Origin of the sequence: Streptomyces siamensis (assembly GCF_039543605.1) — a bacterium.
GTDB classification, from domain to species: domain Bacteria; phylum Actinomycetota; class Actinomycetes; order Streptomycetales; family Streptomycetaceae; genus Streptomyces; species Streptomyces siamensis.
In genome coordinates, this window is the sequence record NZ_BAABKB010000029.1 from 133,448 (window position 1) to 152,207 (window position 18,760).

The following is an 18,760-nucleotide window of genomic DNA, read 5'->3' on the forward strand; positions in this document are numbered from 1 at the left end:
CTCAGACCGTCCAGGCGGGCTCCAACTGCACGATGTCGCCCGCGAGGGCCGCGACGTCGGCCTCGATCTGGGCGCGCAGCGCGAGCCTTTCCACTCGCTCCGCGCGGTACTTGCCGTGCTCCGCGGTGGACTGCCACATCGACAGGACGAGGAACTCGCTGCCCGGTGCCTCGCCGAAGAGGCCCCGCACCATGCCGGGCGAGCCCGCCATGGCGGGGTTCCAGACCTTCTCCTGCATCAGTGCGAAGTGCTCGGCCCGTTCCTCGTGGACCCGGCAGTGCGCGACCCGCACCAGATCGGCGTCGCTGAAGCGCGGCTCGAAGCCGGTCTTCACGTCGAAGCGGTGATCGAACAGCTTGACCTGGGAGTCCTTGAAGGTGCCCGACTGGGCGGCGGCGAGCCGGTCGTGGGAGCGGGCCATGAAGGAGTCGTAAAAGGCACGGCTCTCCCAGAAGGCGAAGATGTGCGCGACGCCGGACCGGCCCGTGCTCCATCCGCCACCCTGTCCCCGGAAACCCGGCTCCCCCAGAAGCCCCGCCCACTTTCGCTGCCCCCGTTCGAAACCGCGGCGGTCGACCACGGTGCAGCGAATCCACTTGACCAGCACCGCGCCATCGTAAGGCCACGGAGCGTGGCGCCGGTCACGCTCCGGCGGAGTACATCCGCGCGAGCGCCCCGGCGCGCGTGGCACGATGGACAATCGGCGCTGCCAGCAGGGCGGTTGGGCCGAAGAGCAGTTGGGGAACGGGGAGGGGAGATCCGGTGAACGGCCTCAACAAGGGCATCCGCAAGGTCGAACTGGCGGTGAAGTGGGATCCGAGTCCCGTGGGTGAGCCCGCGACCGATCTCGACATCATCGCGGCGACCTACACGGCGGAGGCGCAGAGCGAAACACCCGAGTACGTAGTGCATTTCGACAGCCGTTCGCCGGACGGCACCATCTATCTGAACCGGGACAGCAAGGACGGCAAGGGCTTCGGCTGGGACGAGGTCATGACCCTGGAGCTCGACCGTCTCAACAGCCGCTACGCGCGCGTGGTGGTCGGCGTCCTCATACAGCAGCGTGCCGGCCACAAGAGCTTCGTGGGGGTGCTGAACCCCGGTTTCCGGATGCGGGAGAACTACACGGTGCTCTCGGAGGGCGATTTCGCGGACGTCCTCGGGTCCACCGCCGCGACCCTCGGGGAGTTCGTGCGCGACGACGCGGGCGGGTGGACCTTCCACCCCGGTGTCCGCGGCTACGACACGGACCCGGCGACCTTCACCAGGGTCATGGGCAGCGCCCAGAGCGCCTGAGCGGACCCTCCCGGGGCCGTCGTGCTCCTACAGCCCCGGGATCTCCCGAAGCGCGCTCCCTTCAGCGCAGTGAGAAGCCTGAAGGGTGGCACGGCTGCGGGCCGCGCCGCCCTTCAGGGGCCGTCCCGGTCATCGGCGGACGGAGGACTCGCCCGGCCGATCACGGCGAAAGGCCCTCAGTTCGAGCTCCGGCGCCACGGCGTCGGCGAGAAATGCGAGGCGGGCATCCTCGGCGGCGAGACCATCCCGCGCCGTTTCGCACCATTCCTCGCGATCGAGCAGGGCGAGGTAGGAGGACCGGATCTGCTCCCGACGCGTCCCGGAGCCGGACTCCCCGGACTCGACGGGTGTCTCCCCGGACTCGACGGGCGTCTCTTCGGTCAGGTACCGGGCGATCGTCGCCGCGGCGAAGTAGCGCTCGACGGTCGGCCCGAGCCGCCCGAGCAGGCGAACGTGCGCCTCCAGCACCGTGTTCGCGTGCGCGTAGCGGCGCAGCGAAGTGCCCATGCCGTCGGAGTACGTCATCGCGTGGAGGAGCCGGGTCGTGTGGTCGACCAGTTCCGCGTCGCCCCCGGACTCCGCGAAGACCTCGTGGAGCCGGGTCACTTGCGCGACCCGGCCCACGAAGTAACCGTTGAGGAAGTCGCCGTCGGCCGCTCTGCGCAGCAGCCAGGGCCGGACGGCCGGATGCGCGTCCACGAGTCGGCACAGGGCCTCCACCACGTAGACCCGTCCCCAGCCGCTCACCCGCTCCGCCAGCCAGATCAGTGCCTCCGCACCGCCGGGCAGGCGTTCCAGAGCCCGAGCCGCGAGCGGGCCGAAGGTGCAGGAGAGGAGTCCGACGGTCTGGATCAACGGGATGTCGTCCACGGTGCCGACGACGGCGAGCAGGGCCAACCCCACCGTGACCGCGCGGGTATCGGTCCCGTGCCGCACCAGCCGGCGGCCCGCTTGCCGGGCGCGGACTTCGCCTGCCGCCAGGGCGGCCGCGGCGATGTGCTCGTTGTGGTGGATCGGTACGTGGATGCTCTGGAAGCGGTCGTTCAGCGCGCTCGGCGGGGCCGCCGGTCCGGCGAAGTGCGCGTCGAGGATCCGGGCGACGTCGGCTCCCACGAGCTTCGTGTCCCGCGGCCTCTTGGGACGTGGTTCACGTCGGCGCCGTTCCTCGTCGGGGTACGGCTCGCCGTCACGCGGGAGGGGTCCGTCCGGCGTCTGCTGATGCAACCGGAGCGCATGGCGGAACAGAGTGGTCCGCGTTGCGGGCAGTCCGGGCCCGGTCGTCTCGCTCATCGGCGGACGGAGGACTCGATTCTCTTGATCATGGGCCGCAGCGTGTCACGACGGCCGGGTCGCGACAAGCCAGTTGCCCGGTCGCCGCACGAGGCGCCGCAGCCCGTTGCCCGGTCGCCGCACGAGGCGCCTCACGAGGTGCCGCAGCCTGCTGCACAGCCGCCGCCACAGGCCACGCGGCAGGCGTCACCAACGCCGAGGGCGGTGGAGCCGAGAACCGGCTCCACCGCCCTGCACAGGCAATTCACGCCTCAGCGGCGCCCAGGATCAGCTGCAGCCGCTGGTCGAGCCGCAGCCCTCGCAGATGTAGCAGGAACCGGCCCGCTGCATCTTCGTACCGCAGGAGAAGCACAGAGGGGCGTCCGCCTGGATGCCCAGCTGCATCTCGACCAGTTCGGCACTGGTGTGCGCCTGCTTCGGGGCGGGCTTGGCCGCCTCGACCTCGGCCTTGGGGGTGGCGACGGCCTTCAGCTCCTGCGCGCGCGGCGCGGACTGGGCCAGCCCCTCCACGTCGACCTCGACATCGTCGATGGTCGGCTCGTAGGAGCCCGTCTCCAGGTGGCGCTGGCGCTCCTCGGCGGAGTGGATGCCGAGCGCGGAGCGCGTCTCGAAGGGCAGGAAGTCGAGCGCCAGGCGGCGGAAGATGTAGTCGACGATCGACTGCGCCATCCGCACGTCCGGGTCGTCCGTCATGCCGGCCGGCTCGAAGCGCATGTTCGTGAACTTCGAGACGTACGTCTCCAGGGGCACGCCGTACTGGAGACCCACGGAGACCGCGATCGAGAAGGCGTCCATCATGCCCGCGAGGGTGGAGCCCTGCTTCGACATCTTCAGGAAGACCTCGCCGAGACCGTCGTCCGGGTAGGAATTGGCGGTCATGTAGCCCTCTGCGCCGCCCACCGTGAAGGAGGTCGTGATGCCGGGACGGCCCTTGGGGAGGCGCTTGCGGACCGGGCGGTACTCGACGACCTTCTCGACGGCCTCGCGGATCGTCGCCTCGGTCTTCGCGGTCACCTCGGCCTTCTCGTCCTCCTTCTTCTTGGCGGAGAGCGGCTGGCCGACCTTGCAGTTGTCGCGGTAGATCGCGAGCGCCTTGACGCCCATCTTCCAGGCCTCGAAGTAGACCTCCTCGACGTCCTCGACCGTCGCCGTCTCCGGCAGGTTGACGGTCTTGGAGAGGGCGCCGGAGATCCACGGCTGGATCGCGGCCATCATGCGGACGTGGCCCATCGCGGAGATGGAACGCTCGCCCATGGCGCAGTCGAACACCTCGTAGTGCTCGAGCTTGAGGCCGGGAGCGTCGATCACATTGCCGTGCTCGGCGATGTGGGCGACGATCGCCTCGATCTGCTCCTCCTGGTAGCCCAGGCGACGCAGGGCCTGCGGCACGGTGCCGTTGACGATCTGCATCGAGCCGCCGCCGACCAGCTTCTTGAACTTGACCAGGGCGAGGTCGGGCTCGAGGCCGGTGGTGTCGCAGGACATCGCGAGACCGATGGTGCCGGTCGGGGCGATGACGGACGCCTGCGCGTTACGGAAACCGTTCTTCTCGCCGAGGCGGACGACGTCCTGCCAGGCCTCCGTGGCGGCGGCCCAGATCGGGCTGTCCAGGTCGTCCATGCGGACGGCCGCGGTGTTGGCGTCGGCGTGCTGCTTCATGACGCGCTGGTGCGGGGTGGCGTTCTTGGCGTAGCCCTCGTAGGGGCCGACGACCGCGGCGAGCTCCGCGGAGCGCTTGTACGACGTACCCGTCATCAGCGACGTGATGGCACCGGCGAGGGCACGGCCGCCGTCGGAGTCGTAGGCGTGGCCGGTCGCCATCAGCAGGGCGCCGAGGTTGGCGTAGCCGATGCCGAGCTGACGGAAGGCGCGGGTGTTCTCGCCGATCTTCTGGGTCGGGAAGTCCGCGAAGCAGATCGAGATGTCCATCGCGGTGATGACCAGCTCGACGACCTTCGAGAAGCGCTCGACGTCGAAGGACTGGTGTCCCTTGCCGTCGTCCTTCAGGAACTTCATGAGGTTCAGCGAGGCGAGGTTGCAGGACGTGTTGTCCAGGTGCATGTACTCGCTGCACGGGTTCGATCCGTTGATACGGCCGGACTCCGGGCACGTGTGCCAGTGGTTGATCGTGTCGTCGTACTGGATGCCCGGGTCGGCGCACGCCCAGGCGGCCTCGGCCATCTTGCGGAAGAGCGCCTTGGCGTCGACCTCCTCGATGACCTCGCCGGTCATGCGGGAGGTGAGCCCGAACTTGCCGCCCGACTCGACGGCCTTCATGAACGTGTCGTTCACGCGGACCGAGTTGTTGGCGTTCTGGTACTGGACGGACGTGATGTCGTCGCCGCCCAGGTCCATGTCGAAGCCCGCGTCACGGAGGGCGCGGATCTTCTCCTCCTCCTTGACCTTGGTCTCGATGAAGTCCTCGATGTCGGGGTGGTCGACGTCGAGGATGACCATCTTGGCCGCGCGGCGCGTGGCGCCACCCGACTTGATCGTTCCTGCGGAGGCGTCGGCACCGCGCATAAAGGAGACGGGACCCGAGGCGTTGCCGCCCGAGGAGAGCAGCTCCTTGGAGGAGCGGATGCGGGAGAGGTTCAGGCCGGCGCCGGAGCCGCCCTTGAAGATCATGCCCTCTTCCTTGTACCAGTCGAGGATCGACTCCATGGAGTCGTCGACGGACAGGATGAAGCAGGCGGAGACCTGCTGGGGCTGGGGCGTGCCGACGTTGAACCAGACAGGGCTGTTGAAGCTGAAGATCTGGTGCAGGAGGGCGTACGCCAGCTCGTGCTCGAAGATCTCGGCGTCAGCGGGCGAGGCGAAGTACTTGTAGTCCTCACCGGCCTTCCGGTAGGTCTTCACGATGCGGTCGATGAGCTGCCTGAGGCTCACCTCGCGCTGCGGGGTGCCGACGGCACCGCGGAAGTACTTGCTGGTGACGATGTTGACCGCGTTCACCGACCAGAAGCCGGGGAACTCGACGCCACGCTGCTCGAAGTTGACCGAGCCGTCGCGCCAGTTGGTCATGACGACGTCACGACGCTCCCACTCCACCTCGTCGTACGGGTGCACCCCGGGGGTGGTGTGGACGCGCTCGATACGCAGTCCCTTGCTGCCCTTGGCCCCGCCCTTGGCGCGGGAACCTCGTGCCGGACCGCTCGCCGTCTCTGTCATGCCGCCTCCCTGTATCGGGCTAAAACGCCCTGAAGTGCCTCGTTCTTCCCGTGGCACGGTGTGTGTCTGGTGCTGCGCGCGCCGCTGTGCGGCCGCCCGCAACGGGTCTGTGGTCGCCGCCGACGGGGCCGATCCGTGTCGGCTCGTCCGTCAGTCGGCGGCGGTGGCGGGCACGGGGACCTGGACGGCCCCTCCGGACCCGCGGTCGTCTTCCGGGCGCTCCGCGTCCGTGTCTTCGTCGTCCACGGCGGGGCGCCGCCTCGTGCCTTCCCTGAGTTCCGCGATGGCGGCCTCGAAGTCCTCGAGCGAGTCGAACGCCCGGTAGACGGACGCGAACCGCAGATAGGCGACGAGGTCGAGCTCCTGCAACGGGCCGAGTATGGCCAGCCCCACGTCGTGCGTGGTCAGCTCGGCGCTTCCGGTGGCGCGCACCGCCTCCTCGACCCGCTGGCCGAGCTGGGCGAGTGCGTCCTCGGTGACGGGCCGACCCTGGCAGGCCTTGCGCACGCCGTTGATGACCTTGGTACGGCTGAAGGGTTCGGTCACGCCGGAGCGCTTGACCACCATCAGCGAGCACGTCTCCACGGTCGTGAAACGACGGGAGCAGTCGGGACACTGGCGGCGCCTACGGATCGACGTGCCGTCATCGGTCGTACGGCTGTCGACGACGCGGCTGTCGGGGTGCCTGCAGAAGGGGCAGTGCATGGCTCCAACCCTCCTTCACAGCACGACTCATAGACCTCGGGAGACCTCACGGGCCCCTCGAAGCAGCCCCAAGCATAGGCGATTCCCGTGGGCCCGAAGACCCGGGGGACCACAACTTCTGGGTCGCTGCCGCAATCCAACCACTACATGTGGGGCTCGGTCCGTAAATTCACACACGACGCGCGTGTCGCACACGTAATGGCATGTGCCGCATGGACATACCCATCACGGACACCCGGGAGATAGCGTGGGCGACGCACGGAAGGGGGGCCGGTCCCCGGCCGACCGGGCGCCGGATGGCACACTGGTCGGCGCCCGCATCGGCTGTCTCGGCCTTCACCCCCGGCGGTGAAGAGTACAGCAATGGGCCCTTTTGTCCGCCAGGTACCGTGCGAGCCATACACCCGGATTCATGATCACGTCAGTTACTTCACGGTTTTTCACTCGAACGTGTGTTTGGCGCAACCTTTCGAAAGCAACTACCGTTGTCCAGCAGGGAGACCATCGAGAGGGGCCGACGTGACCACGACCGCAGACAGTGCCACCATCACTGCCCAGGACCGCTCCCAGGGCCGATTCGAGCCGGTGCATGCGATGAACGAAGCCGCGAATCATGAGGGACCCAAGCGCTCCCTGCCGGGTCGACCTCCAGGCATCAGGGCGGACAGCTCCGGGCTCACGGACCGACAGCGCCGGGTCATCGAGGTCATCAGGGACTCCGTGCAGCGGCGCGGCTACCCGCCGTCGATGCGGGAGATCGGCCAGGCGGTCGGCCTCTCCAGCACCTCCTCGGTCGCGCACCAGCTGATGGCGCTGGAGCGGAAGGGCTTCCTGCGCCGCGACCCGCACCGCCCGCGCGCGTACGAGGTCCGCGGCTCCGACCAGGCGTCGGTGCAGCCCACGGACACGGCGGGCAAGCCGGCCGCGTCGTACGTCCCGCTCGTCGGCCGCATCGCCGCCGGTGGCCCCATCCTCGCCGAGGAGTCGGTCGAGGACGTCTTCCCCCTCCCCCGGCAGCTGGTCGGTGACGGCGAGCTGTTCGTCCTCAAGGTCGTCGGCGACTCGATGATCGAGGCCGCCATCTGCGACGGCGACTGGGTCACCGTCCGCCGCCAGCCCGTGGCCGAGAACGGCGACATCGTGGCCGCCATGCTCGACGGCGAAGCCACGGTCAAGCGCTTCAAGCGCGAGGACGGGCACGTCTGGCTTCTCCCCCACAACTCCGCGTACCAGCCGATCCCCGGCGACGAGGCGACCATCCTCGGCAAGGTCGTGGCCGTCCTGCGCCGCGTGTAACACCCCGCGAGGGGCGAGACGGTCCGCCCCGCCCATGACCGGGCCCCGGAACCAACTGCGCCGGTTCCGGGGCCCTGTGTGTTCACCGCCTCCGCGGCCGGGACACGCTCCTCGCCTGCGCCGCCGCGGGTCCGGTGTACGCGTTCGCCGCGCGTGAGGCCTGCGGCGAGTTCACCGTCCCCCGCGATCGGCCGTCGACTCGTCACGCCAGGCCGACGACCAGCAGGACGAACGCCGCGACGATCACAGCGACCCGCACATAGTGGAACCGGTCCCAGCGGCCGACCTGCCGCTTCCAGTCCGCCGGAACACTCTCCCTGGTCCACTCGGCGACGCGGGAGTTGATCGGGACCAGCAGAGCGATGGACATCAGGACGCTCAGCACGAGCAGCGCGGTGGCCGTGACCACGAGACCCGCCTCCGCGTCGCCCCACGCCGAGGCCGCCCAGACGGCACCCAGGACGACCGACCCGATGTACCAGAACGGCATGACCTTGCCGAGCACCCGGGCGCCGTCACTGCGAGCCGCGAGACCACCGTCGTTCGGCAGCCGGTCGAGGATCGGATTGACGAAGGCCGCCACCGCGAACTCCACGCCCACCATCAGGCCGACGACCACCACGGCGACGATGGCCAGTATGTGCTGCATGTCCACTCCCGAAGTTCTCCGCGATTTTTTCTAGCGCTGCTAGGTGATGAGGCAATGCTAGACATAGCATCGCTTGAATGTCTAGCACTGCTAGCAAGAAAGCGTGTGGAGGCATCGACGGGTGTAACTCCGGCGGGCCGGTGCGCGCGTGGGGCGAGGCGGCAAACGCGACGAGGCCCCCGCCGGCGAGGCGTGGGGGCTGCGGGTGAAGTGGGCGACCTTCGGCCGGCCGGAGACGGTGCGGGCGCCCACCCGTCGGTCGGCAATATAGGCACAGGCGGCCGGGCGGCCACCGGTCGGTCGGCTGTAAAGGCACAGGCGGCCGGGCGGCCACCGGTCTGCAGAAGGCGCTCGGACGGCCACCGGTCGGCCGGAGGGACAGCACGGCAACCCGGTCGGCCGGAGGCGCGCGGACGGCCATCGGCGGGTGCGCCGACCGCCCCCGTGTTCGGCGGCCCGCCCCGTGTTACGCCTCTTCCGTCTTCCGGGCCGCCTCGTCGATCGCGGCGAGCGACCTGCGGACCTGATTGCGATCCGTCGTGTACCAGAAGTCCGGCAGCGACGCCTTCAGATAGCTGCCGTAGCGCGCCGTGGCCAGGCGCTGGTCCAGTACGGCAACGACGCCACGGTCCCCCGACGCCCGTACGAGACGGCCCGCGCCCTGGGCCATGAGGAGCGCGGCATGCGTGGCGGCGACCGCCATGAAGCCATTGCCGCCGGCGTCCTCGACCGCCTTCTGGCGGGCGCTCATCAGCGGGTCGTCCGGACGCGGGAAGGGGATCTTGTCCATGACGACCAGCTGGCAGCTGGCCCCCGGGACGTCGACGCCCTGCCACAGGGACAGCGTGCCGAACAGACAGGTCTTGGGGTCGGCCGCGAAGTTCTTGATCAGCTCGCCGAGCGTCTCCTCGCCCTGCAACAGGATCGGGTACTCCGGGATGCGCGACCGCAGTTCCTCGGCCGCGAGCTGGGCCGCCCGCATCGAGGAGAACAGCCCGAGCGTACGACCGCCGGCGGCCTGGATCAGCTCGGTGAGCTCGTCCAGCATGTCCCCGCGGTCGCCGTCCCGCGCGGGGCGTGACAGGTGCTTGGCGACATAGAGGATGCCCTGCTTCGGGTAGTCGAACGGCGAGCCGACGTCGACGCCCTTCCACTGTGGAAGGTCGTCGCCCTCCGTGCCCTCGGGGGCGAGTCCCAGCGAGGCCCCGACCCCATTGAAGTCGCCGCCGAGCTTCAGCGTCGCCGAGGTCAGCACGACCGAGCGGTCGGCGAACAGCTTCTCCCTGAGCAGCCCGGACACGCTCATCGGAGCCACTCGGAGCGAGGCACCGAAGCGGTCGTGGCGCTCGTACCAGACCACGTCCCACTCGGAGCCGTTGGTGATGCGCTCCGCCACGTCGTGGATGCTCTCCACGGACGCGAGGGCCTGCTTGCGCACGGCGTCCTCGTCCTGGACGGACTTGTCACGGGTGCTGCCGATCGCCGAGATCACCGTACGCGCGGCGTCGCGCAGTGCCATCAGGGCGTACCCGAGGTCCTCCGGGATCTCCTCCAGGCGTCCCGGCAGTGCCAGCTCCATGAGGCGCTCGAAGCCCTCGGCGGCGGTCTGAAGCTGGTCCGCGGCCTTTTCGTTGACGAGTTTGGCGGCGCGGCGGACCGCGCGGTTGACCTGGCCCGGGGTGAGCTCACCCGTGGCCACGCCGGTGACCCGGGACACCAGTTCATGGGCCTCGTCGACGATCAGCACCTCGTGCTGCGGGAGCACCGGCGCGCCCTCGATGGCGTCGATCGCGAGCAGCGCGTGATTGGTGACGACGACCTCGGCGAGCTTGGCCCGCTCGCGCGCCATCTCGGCGAAGCACTCCGCTCCGTACGCGCACTTGCTCGCGCCCAGGCACTCGCGGGACGACACGGACACCTGGGCCCAGGCGCGGTCGGACACGCCCGGCGTGAGGTCGTCGCGGTCGCCCGTCTCCGTCTCGTCCGACCAGTCCCGCAGCCGGAGCAGGTCCTGGCCCAGCTTGCTGGTGGGCGCGGCTGCCTCGAACTGGTCGAAGAGGCCCTCCTCCTCGTCCTGCGGCACTCCCTCGTGCAGGCGGTGCAGGCACAGATAGTTCGACCGGCCCTTGAGCATGGCGAACTCCGGCCGGCGGCGCAGCTGGGGGTGCAGCGCGTCGACGGTGCGGGGCAGGTCCCGCTCCACGAGCTGTCGCTGGAGCGCCAGGGTGGCGGTCGCCACGACGACCCGCTCCCCGTGCGCGAGGGCCGGCACCAGATAGCCGAGGGACTTTCCGGTGCCGGTGCCCGCCTGGACCAGCAGGTGGGAGCTGTCGTCGATGGCGTCGGCGACTGCTTCGGCCATGGTCACCTGGCCGGGGCGCTCCGTGCCGCCGACGGCGGTGACGGCGGCATGCAGGAGTTCGGGGAGTGAGGGCTTCGTCATAGCGCTGCCACCCTACGGGGCTCCACTGACAATCGGGCGATCACGGCGACCGCGACGGACGTGATCGAGACGGGTGCGGGATGTGTGATCAAGGCTGGTGCAGGGGGTTCGGGACGGTGCCGTGGACGGCGGCGTGCGGGCGGTCGGGGCGGTCACGGTAGCCGTCGAGGTGCAGCCGGTTGCGGTTGAGGCAGAGGCGCTCGATACGGGGCGTGAGCAGGTCGAACATCTCGTAGCGGTCCTTCAGCTCCGGGAACCGCGTCTGATGGCGGACGATCTCCGCGCGTACGAGAGACCAGAACTCGTCCTCCGGGACGCCCAGTTGTTCTTCGCACAGTGGTCCGAGGTGGCGGAACACTCCCACGAAGAGACCGGAGTGGATGAACTGGATCAGGAACTCGGGGGGCTCGGCGAGCAGCACCCGTCGTACTTCGTCGGGCATGGACGCGTGCTCGGGAAGCGGCTCGGCGCTCACGTTGACGTCGTCCACGAAGTCCTTCACGGCGAGCCGGACCGGTACGTCGTGGTCGTCGAAGACGACGATCGCGTTCTCTCCGTGTGGGCTGAACACGGTGCCGTACCGGTACAGGAAGTGCAGCAGCGGCGGCAGCAGTGCGCCGAAGAGGCGGCGCAGCCAGGCCTTCGGCGCGAGCCCCGAGCGCCCGACGAGCTGCGCGGTGAAGGCGCGGCCGTGCGGATCGGTGTGCAGCAGCGCGGCCAGTGTGCGGGCGCGTTCGCCCGGGGCGAGCCGACAAAAGAGCGGCTCGCGCCAGATCGCCCCGAGCAGTTCCTTGTACTGGTAGGGCACCTCCGGGAGGCCGTCGTAGACCGGATGCCCGACGGTCACGGAGGCGACCTCGCCGAGGAGGATCACCCCGCAGGTGTCGCGCAGGAACGGGTCGGTGTCGCGCAGGCCGTGCATCCAGGAGGTGACGGCGGGGGCCGCGAGCGTCCGTTCCGTCGGCAGGCCCCGCCACACCAGGGTGTTGAGGACGGATAACGGCAGCTTCAGGGTGTGCCGGTCCGGGCGCGAGACGTTGAGGAACGTACGGATCGACTGCTGCGGCAGGCGCAGGTCGCCGTCCGAGTGCAGGGGCACGATCCGGTCCGCGGCGACGTCGGACGTGAACAGGGGCAGCACGACGTCGTCCCACTGCCAGGGGTGCACGGGCAGGTAGAGGTACGACTCCGGGGCGAGCCCGCGCGCGCGGAGGACACCGTCGAAGGACTCCCTGACGGTGGGGGCGAGCTCGCGCGCGTAGAGCTGTTCCGCTGTGTCGAGGCCCGGAACGCCGCGGTAGGCGGCCAGCGAGACGTGCACGGCGATCCAGGGCAGGGCCGTCGCCTTCCGGGCCTCCGGCGCCCAGTCGCCCGCGTCCCGTGCGGAGAAGCCGAGGCGCCCCTTGTTCAGCACGAGCCACGGGTGCCCGGTCTGGTGGCCCTCCAGTTCGGCGTACCCCAGCTCGGCGAGCTCGGCCGCGGTGAGAGCGTCGTGGTCGAGGCGCGCGTCGGCGGCGAGGGTGGTGCTCATCTCGCGGATGGCGTGGCCGAGCGTCGCCCCGTCCAGTCGCAGCACGCCGCGGGCACGGGTGAGGAACCGGATCGGGTCGGTGAAGGGCCGCGGTTCCCCGTCCCGCTCCGTGAGAGTGGGCGATTCGGGGTCCACCCGCCAACTGCCGTACGCGGTGCGACGGGCGCGGAAGGAGAGGATGCCCCCGTCGTCGACCGGGAGGGAGTAGCGGGAGAGGGGGGTGCGTGGGCCTGCGGTCGCGACCGGATGCCCTTCCCCTGGCCCCGCCTCGTGCTCATGCGACTCCGGTACGTCGCCTCGCCCCCGCTCTGGCCCGGCGCCGGGCCCCAGCCCGCGCCCTGTCCCGTGGCCGCGGTCTGGCCCGTGGCCGAGCTTGGCCGCGGGCGCGGCCTCCGGCTCCGGCTCCGGCTCCGGCTCCGGCTCCGGCTCCGGCTCCGGCTCCGGCTCCGGCTCCGGCTCCGGCTCGATGATCCCCTCGTACGCGAACTCGCCGATCATCTTGGCGAGCAGGCGGCGGCCGGCCCGCTCCCATCGGTCTTCGCGCAGCTCAGGCGGGTCGTACAGGGAGGGCGTCGCTGCGGAGACCGGGTTTGCGGAGAAATTCGGCACGGGGACTCCTCGACAGGGAACCGGAACGGGACGAGCGGTGTACCAAGAGTGACGGCGCTACAACAGATCGCGCAGGGCCCGGTCTCGGACCATGAGGGCTGCCCGCTTGTCGGGCAGGTCGACCTCGGCGGAGAAGCGGAAGCCGGCGCTCAGGAAGGCGGAGACGGAGGGGGTGTTGCGAAGGTCGGGTTCCGCGACGACACGCGCGCATGAAGGGCGGCAGTCGAGCGCGTGGTCGGCCACGGCTCTGAGCAAGGCAGAGCCGAGCCCTCGCCCACGGTGGGCGACGCCACCGATGAGGAGGTGAATTCCGGTGTCGTGCGGTCGGGCGGGGTAGTGGCGGGCCAGGGGATCGAGATCCGCGCGGTAGATCTCCCAGTAGCTCATCGGGGTGCCGTCCAGCAGTCCGAGGCAGGGCACGCTGCGCCCGTCGCCGTCGAGTTGGAGGCGCAGATGTTCTTCGGTGACGGACCCGGGCCCGGCGAGTTTCCAGAATTCGGCCACGACCGGGTCGTTCATCCAGCGGGTGATCAGGGTCAGGTCGCGTTCGACTCGGACGGGGACGAGCTGGAAGACGCCGACGGGGGTGGTGGTCGGCCCCCAGCCGCCCACGCGATCGAGCAGGTCGACGTCCGCCGACGCGACGTACGTGCTCTCCGTCGCGCCGCCCTGCGGGATGCCTGCGCCGCCGCCCCGGCCCCCTGCGGCTCCGTCCACGGCCCCCGGGACGGCCCCGCCCCGCCCGTCGGCTGTCTCCGCGAAGTACGCGAGGAGCTCTTCGGGGAGGCGCAGGTCGAGGGTGTCCTCGACGTCCGCACTCACGTAGGAGCGCAGGTCAGGGTCCGAGGGCGGACTCGTGTCGGTGCCGGATTCGCAGCCGGATGTGTCGGCACGTCCCGGGACGGGGGCCGGTGGGGTGTCGGCGTCGGTGCTCGCGTCGGTGGGAGGCACGGCGACGCTCCTCTCAGGAGACGGGGTGGGGCATGTTCCTCAGGAATGAAGGGGGTTGGAGATGGTGACGTAGACGGACTGGGTGTCGACGGGCCCGACGAGCTCGTCGAGGCCGTGCAGTCGGGTCAGCAGGTTGGCTTTGCAGCGCAGGACCGGTGATTCGAGCAGCAGGGCAGGAAGGGGGGTGCGTAGCCGGGCGGATCCGGTGGCCACGTCGACGAGGAATCGGCGGAAGGCGGCGAGCAACAGCCTCTCGTCGGCGAGGTGCTGGGACCCGAACGCGCCGATGAGGCCGAACACGTTGTTGATGCCGAGGTAGTAGGCGAAGCGTTCGTCGGTGACCTCGTCGGAGACGAAGGTGTCGCTGTGGGTGCCGATGCCGGGCAGCCTCGCGTCGAGCTCCGCGCGCCTGGACTCGCGGAAGTAGTAGCCCTGGTTGTCGCGGTAACGGCCGCCCCGGGGCCAGCCTTCGGGGTCGAGGAGGAGCAGCGTGTTCTGCTGGTGCGCCTCCAGGGCGATGCCCGCCTCGCTGTCCAGCCAGAGCACGGGGCGCACGACGTGGTGCAGATAGCGCAGGAACCACTCGGTGGCGACGGCGCCGCGGGGACGACCGGTGCGCCGGGCGAGCCCGGTGATGATCTCGGTGAGCCTGGACCGCATCAAGGGCCGGTCCGCGAGCGTCCTGCCACTGCCGGGCAGCACGGCCGGCCGGGGTGACACCAGCCCGGCGATGCAGCCGGCGTCGTCCGTCGGGCTGAAGGGGTTGTGGCGGATCACGACGTCGAGCCCCGGCAGCGGGCTGCCGTCCGGGCCGTCGACGGCGAGCCAGGCCGGGTCCCGCACGATGTCGAAGCCGGGGTGTGCGGCCTGCCACTGCTCGGACAGACCACCGCGCAGCAGGCGGTGGACCTCCACTCCGCGGTGGAGTTCCTTGCGGAGGTTCTCACGGCGGGAGTTGGTGATGCGCAGGCCCAGGGACAGCTTGAGCATGGCCGGGGCGTCGGGGCGGTGGACGGTGCGGACCGAGGAGGTGGGGTGCCACGGGGCGCCCTGCGCGCCGAGGTCCTTGAGCAGGCCGGCGTCCATCAGTTCGGCGGTCTCGCGCCGGTGCCGTACCTCGCGCATCTGCCAGGGGTGCAGGGGCAGGGCGGCGGCGTACCCGGCGGGCAGCGGGAGTTCCGCGCCCGCCAGCCGCAGGGTGAGCTGCTCCGCGGAGACGGGGCGGCCGCGCTCCGTCCATGCCGAGTCGGTTGCGAGCGCGGAAGGGGCGATCGCCATCCAGTGCAGGGGGAAGGAGCCACGCAGTTCAGGCGAGTAGAGCCGGGCCTCGGCCTCGGACAGCCCCTCGCGGCCCTTCGGTGTCGGGTGCAGCGGATGACCGAGCAGGAGCGCCTGCTCCGCGGCGAGGAAGAGGTGGGGCGCGTCCGTGGGCCGCTGTCTGCGGTCGCTGATGAAGACGGCGGTGCGGTGCACGGAGTCGGCGACGCGGCCGACGAGGTCGGCTCCCGCGAGGCCGACGCCGTATTCAGCACGGGCACCGTGTCCGGGCTCCCCGGTTCCCGCGGCTGCGCCGGTTCCGTCCGCCCTCCCGGCCGCCCCGGTCTCCTCGGCTCGCCCGGCTGCTCCGGTTCCTTCTCCTTCGGCTCCCCGGGCCGCTCCGGTTCCGTCGGCCGCCACGGCTGCCGTGGCCGTTTCGCGGGTGATCAGGGCGGCTACGGTCACCGCGTCCGCGGGCGGTGCCCCCTCGGGGGCGCCGGCGAGACAGGGCAGGCCGAAGCGGTGCCAGCCCGTGGCGGACCAGTAGTGCACGGGGACCAGGAGGCTTGTGCCGCTGGCGGGGAGGGGGATGTGGAGCGTGCCGTCGTCGGGGGCGGCCACGTCGTTCTCCCGCACCCAGCAGCGCAGCAGGTTCTCGACCGCCGCAGCCTGTGCAGCGGTCTGCGCGTCAGGGTGTTCCAGCAGATCGGCGGTGGCGCCATGCAGACGCTCGGACACCCTGGCGCCCTCCTTCTGCCGGGGCACCGTTTCGGCTCCCGGCATCGGCGGGGTCTGTGTGCCGCGGACCACGCGCTCGTTGCTGTCGGGGCGGCCGTCTGGTGCGGGGGTGGCGTTCACGGGAGTTCCTTGTGGGGTCGTTCGGACTCGTGCGGCGATGAGTCGGTCGTTACGGGTAGGTGGGCCTTCGGCTTTCCCGGTCGGTTCGGACGGGGCCGGCTCTTCCGGGACGGGCTGGTGGTCCGGGCTGGGCCGACGGTCAGGCTCAGGCAGGCGCTCCGGTCGCCCTGGTCGTCCTGCACGGGCCGGTCGCCCTGCACGGCGGGCTGGTCGTTCAGGCCTGGCTGGTCGCCCCGCTCGGGCTGGACGTTCAGGCCGGGCGGGTCCGTCAGGCCGGGCGGGTCGTTCCGCGCGGGCTGGTGATGGCGTCGGGCAGGCGCCCGGACTCGTAAGGGCACTCGGCGTTCGTGCTCGGGCACCGAGCTCGGACGATGAGCGCGGGCCCTGCCCCACTGCCGTCGCACCACGCTTCGCCCGACGCACCGCGGACACCCCACCCACCGACCGGAGCGAGTGCTCCAGCGCTGACTGGACCGAACCCCCCGCGACCGGCCGGCACGCGCGCCCCACGCCGTGGCGGGCCGAGCACCCCACGAACGGGCGGGCCGGGCGACCCGGGCAAGAGCGAAACGGGCGGACCGCGTCGAAGCATGACGGGCGAACCGCCGCGTCAGCACTGGACGAGCTCCCCGGCCTGCCCTGCCGATTCATCAGACTCTGCTGATTCATCAGGTTCTGCTGAGCCAGCGGGCTCTGCCGGTTCATCAAGCTCTGCCGGTTCATCGAGCTCTGCCGACTCGTCAAGCTCTGCCGATTCGTCAGGCTCTGCTGGACCATCAAGCCCTGTCGGTCCGTCAGACCCTGCGACTCCGAGCGGCCCTGCCGCGCCCGCCGCATGCTTCGGACACACCGGATGTACCCCCTGCTTCGAACGCACCGGACGTACCCCCTGCTTCGAACGCACCGGACGTACCGCCCGCTCCCGCGCCCCTGCCCCGGTCCCGCCGAGCGCTTCCCGCAGCCCCCGCCCACTATGGGCTCCGCCACCGCCCCACGCCCTCGTCGCGCGGCGTGCCCTCCGTACGTGGCGGGCACACGCCCGGCGGTCCGCATGCGTCGCCGGGTGGTCTCTCCTCGTCTCGGGGACCGCCGATGGGTGCGCGCACTCCACTCTGCCCCAGGTCCCCTCGCGCGACGACTGCCACGGCGTCGGCGAGGCGGTCGAGGACCGCGGTGGCCTGTTCGTCGCTGATGGTGAGGGGAGGAAGGAGCCGCACCACGCTGGAGTGGCGACCGCCCAGCTCGACGATGAGTCCTCGGCGCAGGCACTCCCGCTGGACGGCGGCGGCGAGTTCGGGCGCGGCGGGCCGGGGGCCTCCCGCGGTGTCCGCGGCCGCTTCGGGGTCCACTAGTTCGACACCGATCATCAGGCCCCGGCCGCGCACGTCGCCGACGCAGGGGAAGTCGTCGCCGAGCACCCGCAGTTGGGCCAGCATGTGGGCTCCCACGGTGCCCGCGCGTTCGGCGAGACCGTTCTCGCGGACGTGAGCGAGGGTCGCTGCACCCGCGGCCATGGCGAGTTGGTTGCCGCGGAACGTGCCGGCGTGGGCGCCCGGTTGCCAGACGTCGAGGTCGTCGCGGTAGACGATCACGGCCAGCGGCAGGCTGCCGCCGATGGCCTTGGACAGCACCATCACGTCGGGCGTGACCCCGCTGTGCTCCACGGCCCAGAAGGTGCCGGTGCGGCCCACGCCGGTCTGGACCTCGTCAGCGATCAGGGGGATGCACCGCGCCGCCGTGATCTCGCGCATGCGCCGCATCCAGCCGTCGGGCGCGGGAATCACCCCGCCCTCGCCCTGGACGGGTTCGAGGATCATCCCGGCAGGGTGCGGTACGCCCGACTTGGAGTCGTCGAGCACGGACTCGGTCCAGCGCGCGGCGAGTTCGGCACCGTGGTCGCCGCCGACGCCGAACGGGCAGCGGTAGTCCTGCGGGTACGGCAGGCGTGCGACACGTACGTCGGTCGCGCCCCCGGATGCTTCGAGCGCCCCCGCGGTCATCCCGTGGTAGGCGCCGGTGAAGGCGAGCATGCCCGCGCGGCCGGTCGCCATGCGCACCAGTTTGAAGGCCGCCTCGACCGCGTCCGTCCCGGCCGGCCCGCAGAACTGCACCCGGGCACGGTCGGCGAACTCGCGGGGCAGCGTGCGGAACAGCTCCGTGGTGAACGCGTCCTTCACCGGGGTGGCGAGGTCGAGGACGTGCAGCGGGGCCCCCGAGTCGAGGATCCTTCTGATCGCCTCCAGGACCACCGGATGGTTGTGGCCCAGGGCCAGGGTGCCCGCGCCGGAGAGGCAGTCGAGGTACCGGCGTCCGTCGGCGCCCTCGATGGTCAGGCCGCGGGCCCTCACGGGAACGATCGGCAAGGCACGCGCATAGGTGCGGGCCGCCGACTCGCGCGCCGATTGGCGCCGCAGAATCCCCTCGTGCGCCGCGCGCGCCCCCTCGGACGCTCCGGGAACAGCTTCGGGCGCCGTGTCGGGGGTTCCGGGCGTACCGGCCCGCTTCCCCTCGGACGGCCCAGTCGCTCCCACCGGCACCACCGCAGACTCGGTCACGGCCACTAGTACAGGTCCTCCCGCTGTCCACAGGCGAGTTGGCGAGGGGTTCTGAACACAGGCGGCAGGCCCCCCGTACGTACCAACGACGCGGCGCGTCCGGGGAAGCGGGTGAGTCGAAGATCCTTGCCGTGACGGAACCGTTGCCG

12 protein-coding genes are annotated in these 18,760 nt (G+C 70.8%); 2 read left to right on the plus strand and 10 right to left on the minus strand.

Annotated elements, in window-relative coordinates; genetic code table 11:
- Position 1: 1 nt before the first annotated feature.
- Positions 2-607, minus strand: a complete 606-nt coding sequence (locus ABEB03_RS30450) for a YdbC family protein (RefSeq protein WP_345656100.1) — start codon at positions 605-607, stop codon at positions 2-4.
- A 155-nt stretch (positions 608-762) separates the two neighbouring features.
- Between ABEB03_RS30450 and ABEB03_RS30455 the strand changes: the two genes are divergently transcribed.
- Positions 763-1,296 carry a TerD family protein gene (locus tag ABEB03_RS30455; RefSeq protein WP_345656101.1) on the plus strand — a complete coding sequence of 178 codons (534 nt, stop codon included), beginning with the start codon at positions 763-765 and terminating at the stop codon, positions 1,294-1,296.
- Between the two features lie 129 nt (positions 1,297-1,425).
- On the opposite strand, the gene ABEB03_RS30460 is transcribed toward ABEB03_RS30455, so the two are convergent.
- The 3 genes from ABEB03_RS30460 to nrdR all read right to left on the minus strand — a co-directional run bounded on the left by ABEB03_RS30460 (position 1,426) and on the right by nrdR (position 6,462).
- Positions 1,426-2,586, minus strand: coding sequence for a hypothetical protein (locus ABEB03_RS30460; RefSeq protein ID WP_345656102.1), 1,161 nt, complete (start codon positions 2,584-2,586; stop codon positions 1,426-1,428).
- A gap of 267 nt (positions 2,587-2,853) precedes the next feature.
- Positions 2,854-5,757 (minus strand): vitamin B12-dependent ribonucleotide reductase, encoded by a 2,904-nt coding sequence (locus tag ABEB03_RS30465; RefSeq protein WP_345656103.1) that lies wholly within the window; start codon positions 5,755-5,757, stop codon positions 2,854-2,856.
- Between the two features lie 150 nt (positions 5,758-5,907).
- Entirely contained in the window at positions 5,908-6,462 is a 555-nt protein-coding gene (gene nrdR / locus ABEB03_RS30470; protein WP_345656104.1) for a transcriptional regulator NrdR, read from the minus strand.
- 519 nt (positions 6,463-6,981) lie between these two features.
- Between nrdR and lexA the strand changes: the two genes are divergently transcribed.
- The gene (gene lexA / locus ABEB03_RS30475) at positions 6,982-7,758 is read left to right on the plus strand and encodes a transcriptional repressor LexA (RefSeq protein ID WP_095937079.1); all 777 of its coding nucleotides are present in this window, start codon (positions 6,982-6,984) and stop codon (positions 7,756-7,758) included.
- Positions 7,759-7,960: 202 nt separating this feature from the next.
- Here lexA and ABEB03_RS30480 read toward each other — a convergent pair whose 3' ends face one another.
- The 6 genes from ABEB03_RS30480 to ABEB03_RS30505 all read right to left on the minus strand — a co-directional run bounded on the left by ABEB03_RS30480 (position 7,961) and on the right by ABEB03_RS30505 (position 18,617).
- Positions 7,961-8,407: a DUF1772 domain-containing protein gene (locus ABEB03_RS30480; RefSeq protein WP_345656105.1), complete on the minus strand. Its 447-nt coding sequence runs from the start codon at positions 8,405-8,407 to the stop codon at positions 7,961-7,963.
- 466 nt (positions 8,408-8,873) lie between these two features.
- Positions 8,874-10,850 (minus strand): ATP-dependent DNA helicase, encoded by a 1,977-nt coding sequence (locus tag ABEB03_RS30485; protein WP_345656106.1) that lies wholly within the window; start codon positions 10,848-10,850, stop codon positions 8,874-8,876.
- Between the two features lie 88 nt (positions 10,851-10,938).
- Positions 10,939-12,990, minus strand: a complete 2,052-nt coding sequence (locus tag ABEB03_RS30490; RefSeq protein WP_425589323.1) for an IucA/IucC family protein — start codon at positions 12,988-12,990, stop codon at positions 10,939-10,941.
- A 57-nt stretch (positions 12,991-13,047) separates the two neighbouring features.
- A complete protein-coding gene (locus tag ABEB03_RS30495) occupies positions 13,048-13,941 on the minus strand; it encodes a GNAT family N-acetyltransferase (RefSeq protein ID WP_345656107.1) in 894 nt (297 codons plus the stop codon).
- 39 nt (positions 13,942-13,980) lie between these two features.
- Positions 13,981-16,056 carry an IucA/IucC family protein gene (locus ABEB03_RS30500; protein ID WP_425589324.1) on the minus strand — a complete coding sequence of 692 codons (2,076 nt, stop codon included), beginning with the start codon at positions 16,054-16,056 and terminating at the stop codon, positions 13,981-13,983.
- A gap of 971 nt (positions 16,057-17,027) precedes the next feature.
- Positions 17,028-18,617 (minus strand): diaminobutyrate--2-oxoglutarate transaminase family protein, encoded by a 1,590-nt coding sequence (locus ABEB03_RS30505; protein ID WP_425589325.1) that lies wholly within the window; start codon positions 18,615-18,617, stop codon positions 17,028-17,030.
- Positions 18,618-18,760 lie beyond the last annotated feature (143 nt).

Excerpts from the sequence above, each read along its gene's own strand:
- ABEB03_RS30465 (WP_345656103.1), bottom strand. The coding sequence starts at position 5,757 with ATGACAGAGACGGCGAGCGGTCCGGCACGAGGTTCCCGCGCCAAGGGC.
- ABEB03_RS30460 (WP_345656102.1), bottom strand. The coding sequence starts at position 2,586 with ATGAGCGAGACGACCGGGCCCGGACTGCCCGCAACGCGGACCACTCTG.
- ABEB03_RS30480 (WP_345656105.1), bottom strand. The coding sequence starts at position 8,407 with ATGCAGCACATACTGGCCATCGTCGCCGTGGTGGTCGTCGGCCTGATG.
- ABEB03_RS30485 (WP_345656106.1), bottom strand. The coding sequence starts at position 10,850 with ATGACGAAGCCCTCACTCCCCGAACTCCTGCATGCCGCCGTCACCGCC.
- nrdR (WP_345656104.1), bottom strand. The coding sequence starts at position 6,462 with ATGCACTGCCCCTTCTGCAGGCACCCCGACAGCCGCGTCGTCGACAGC.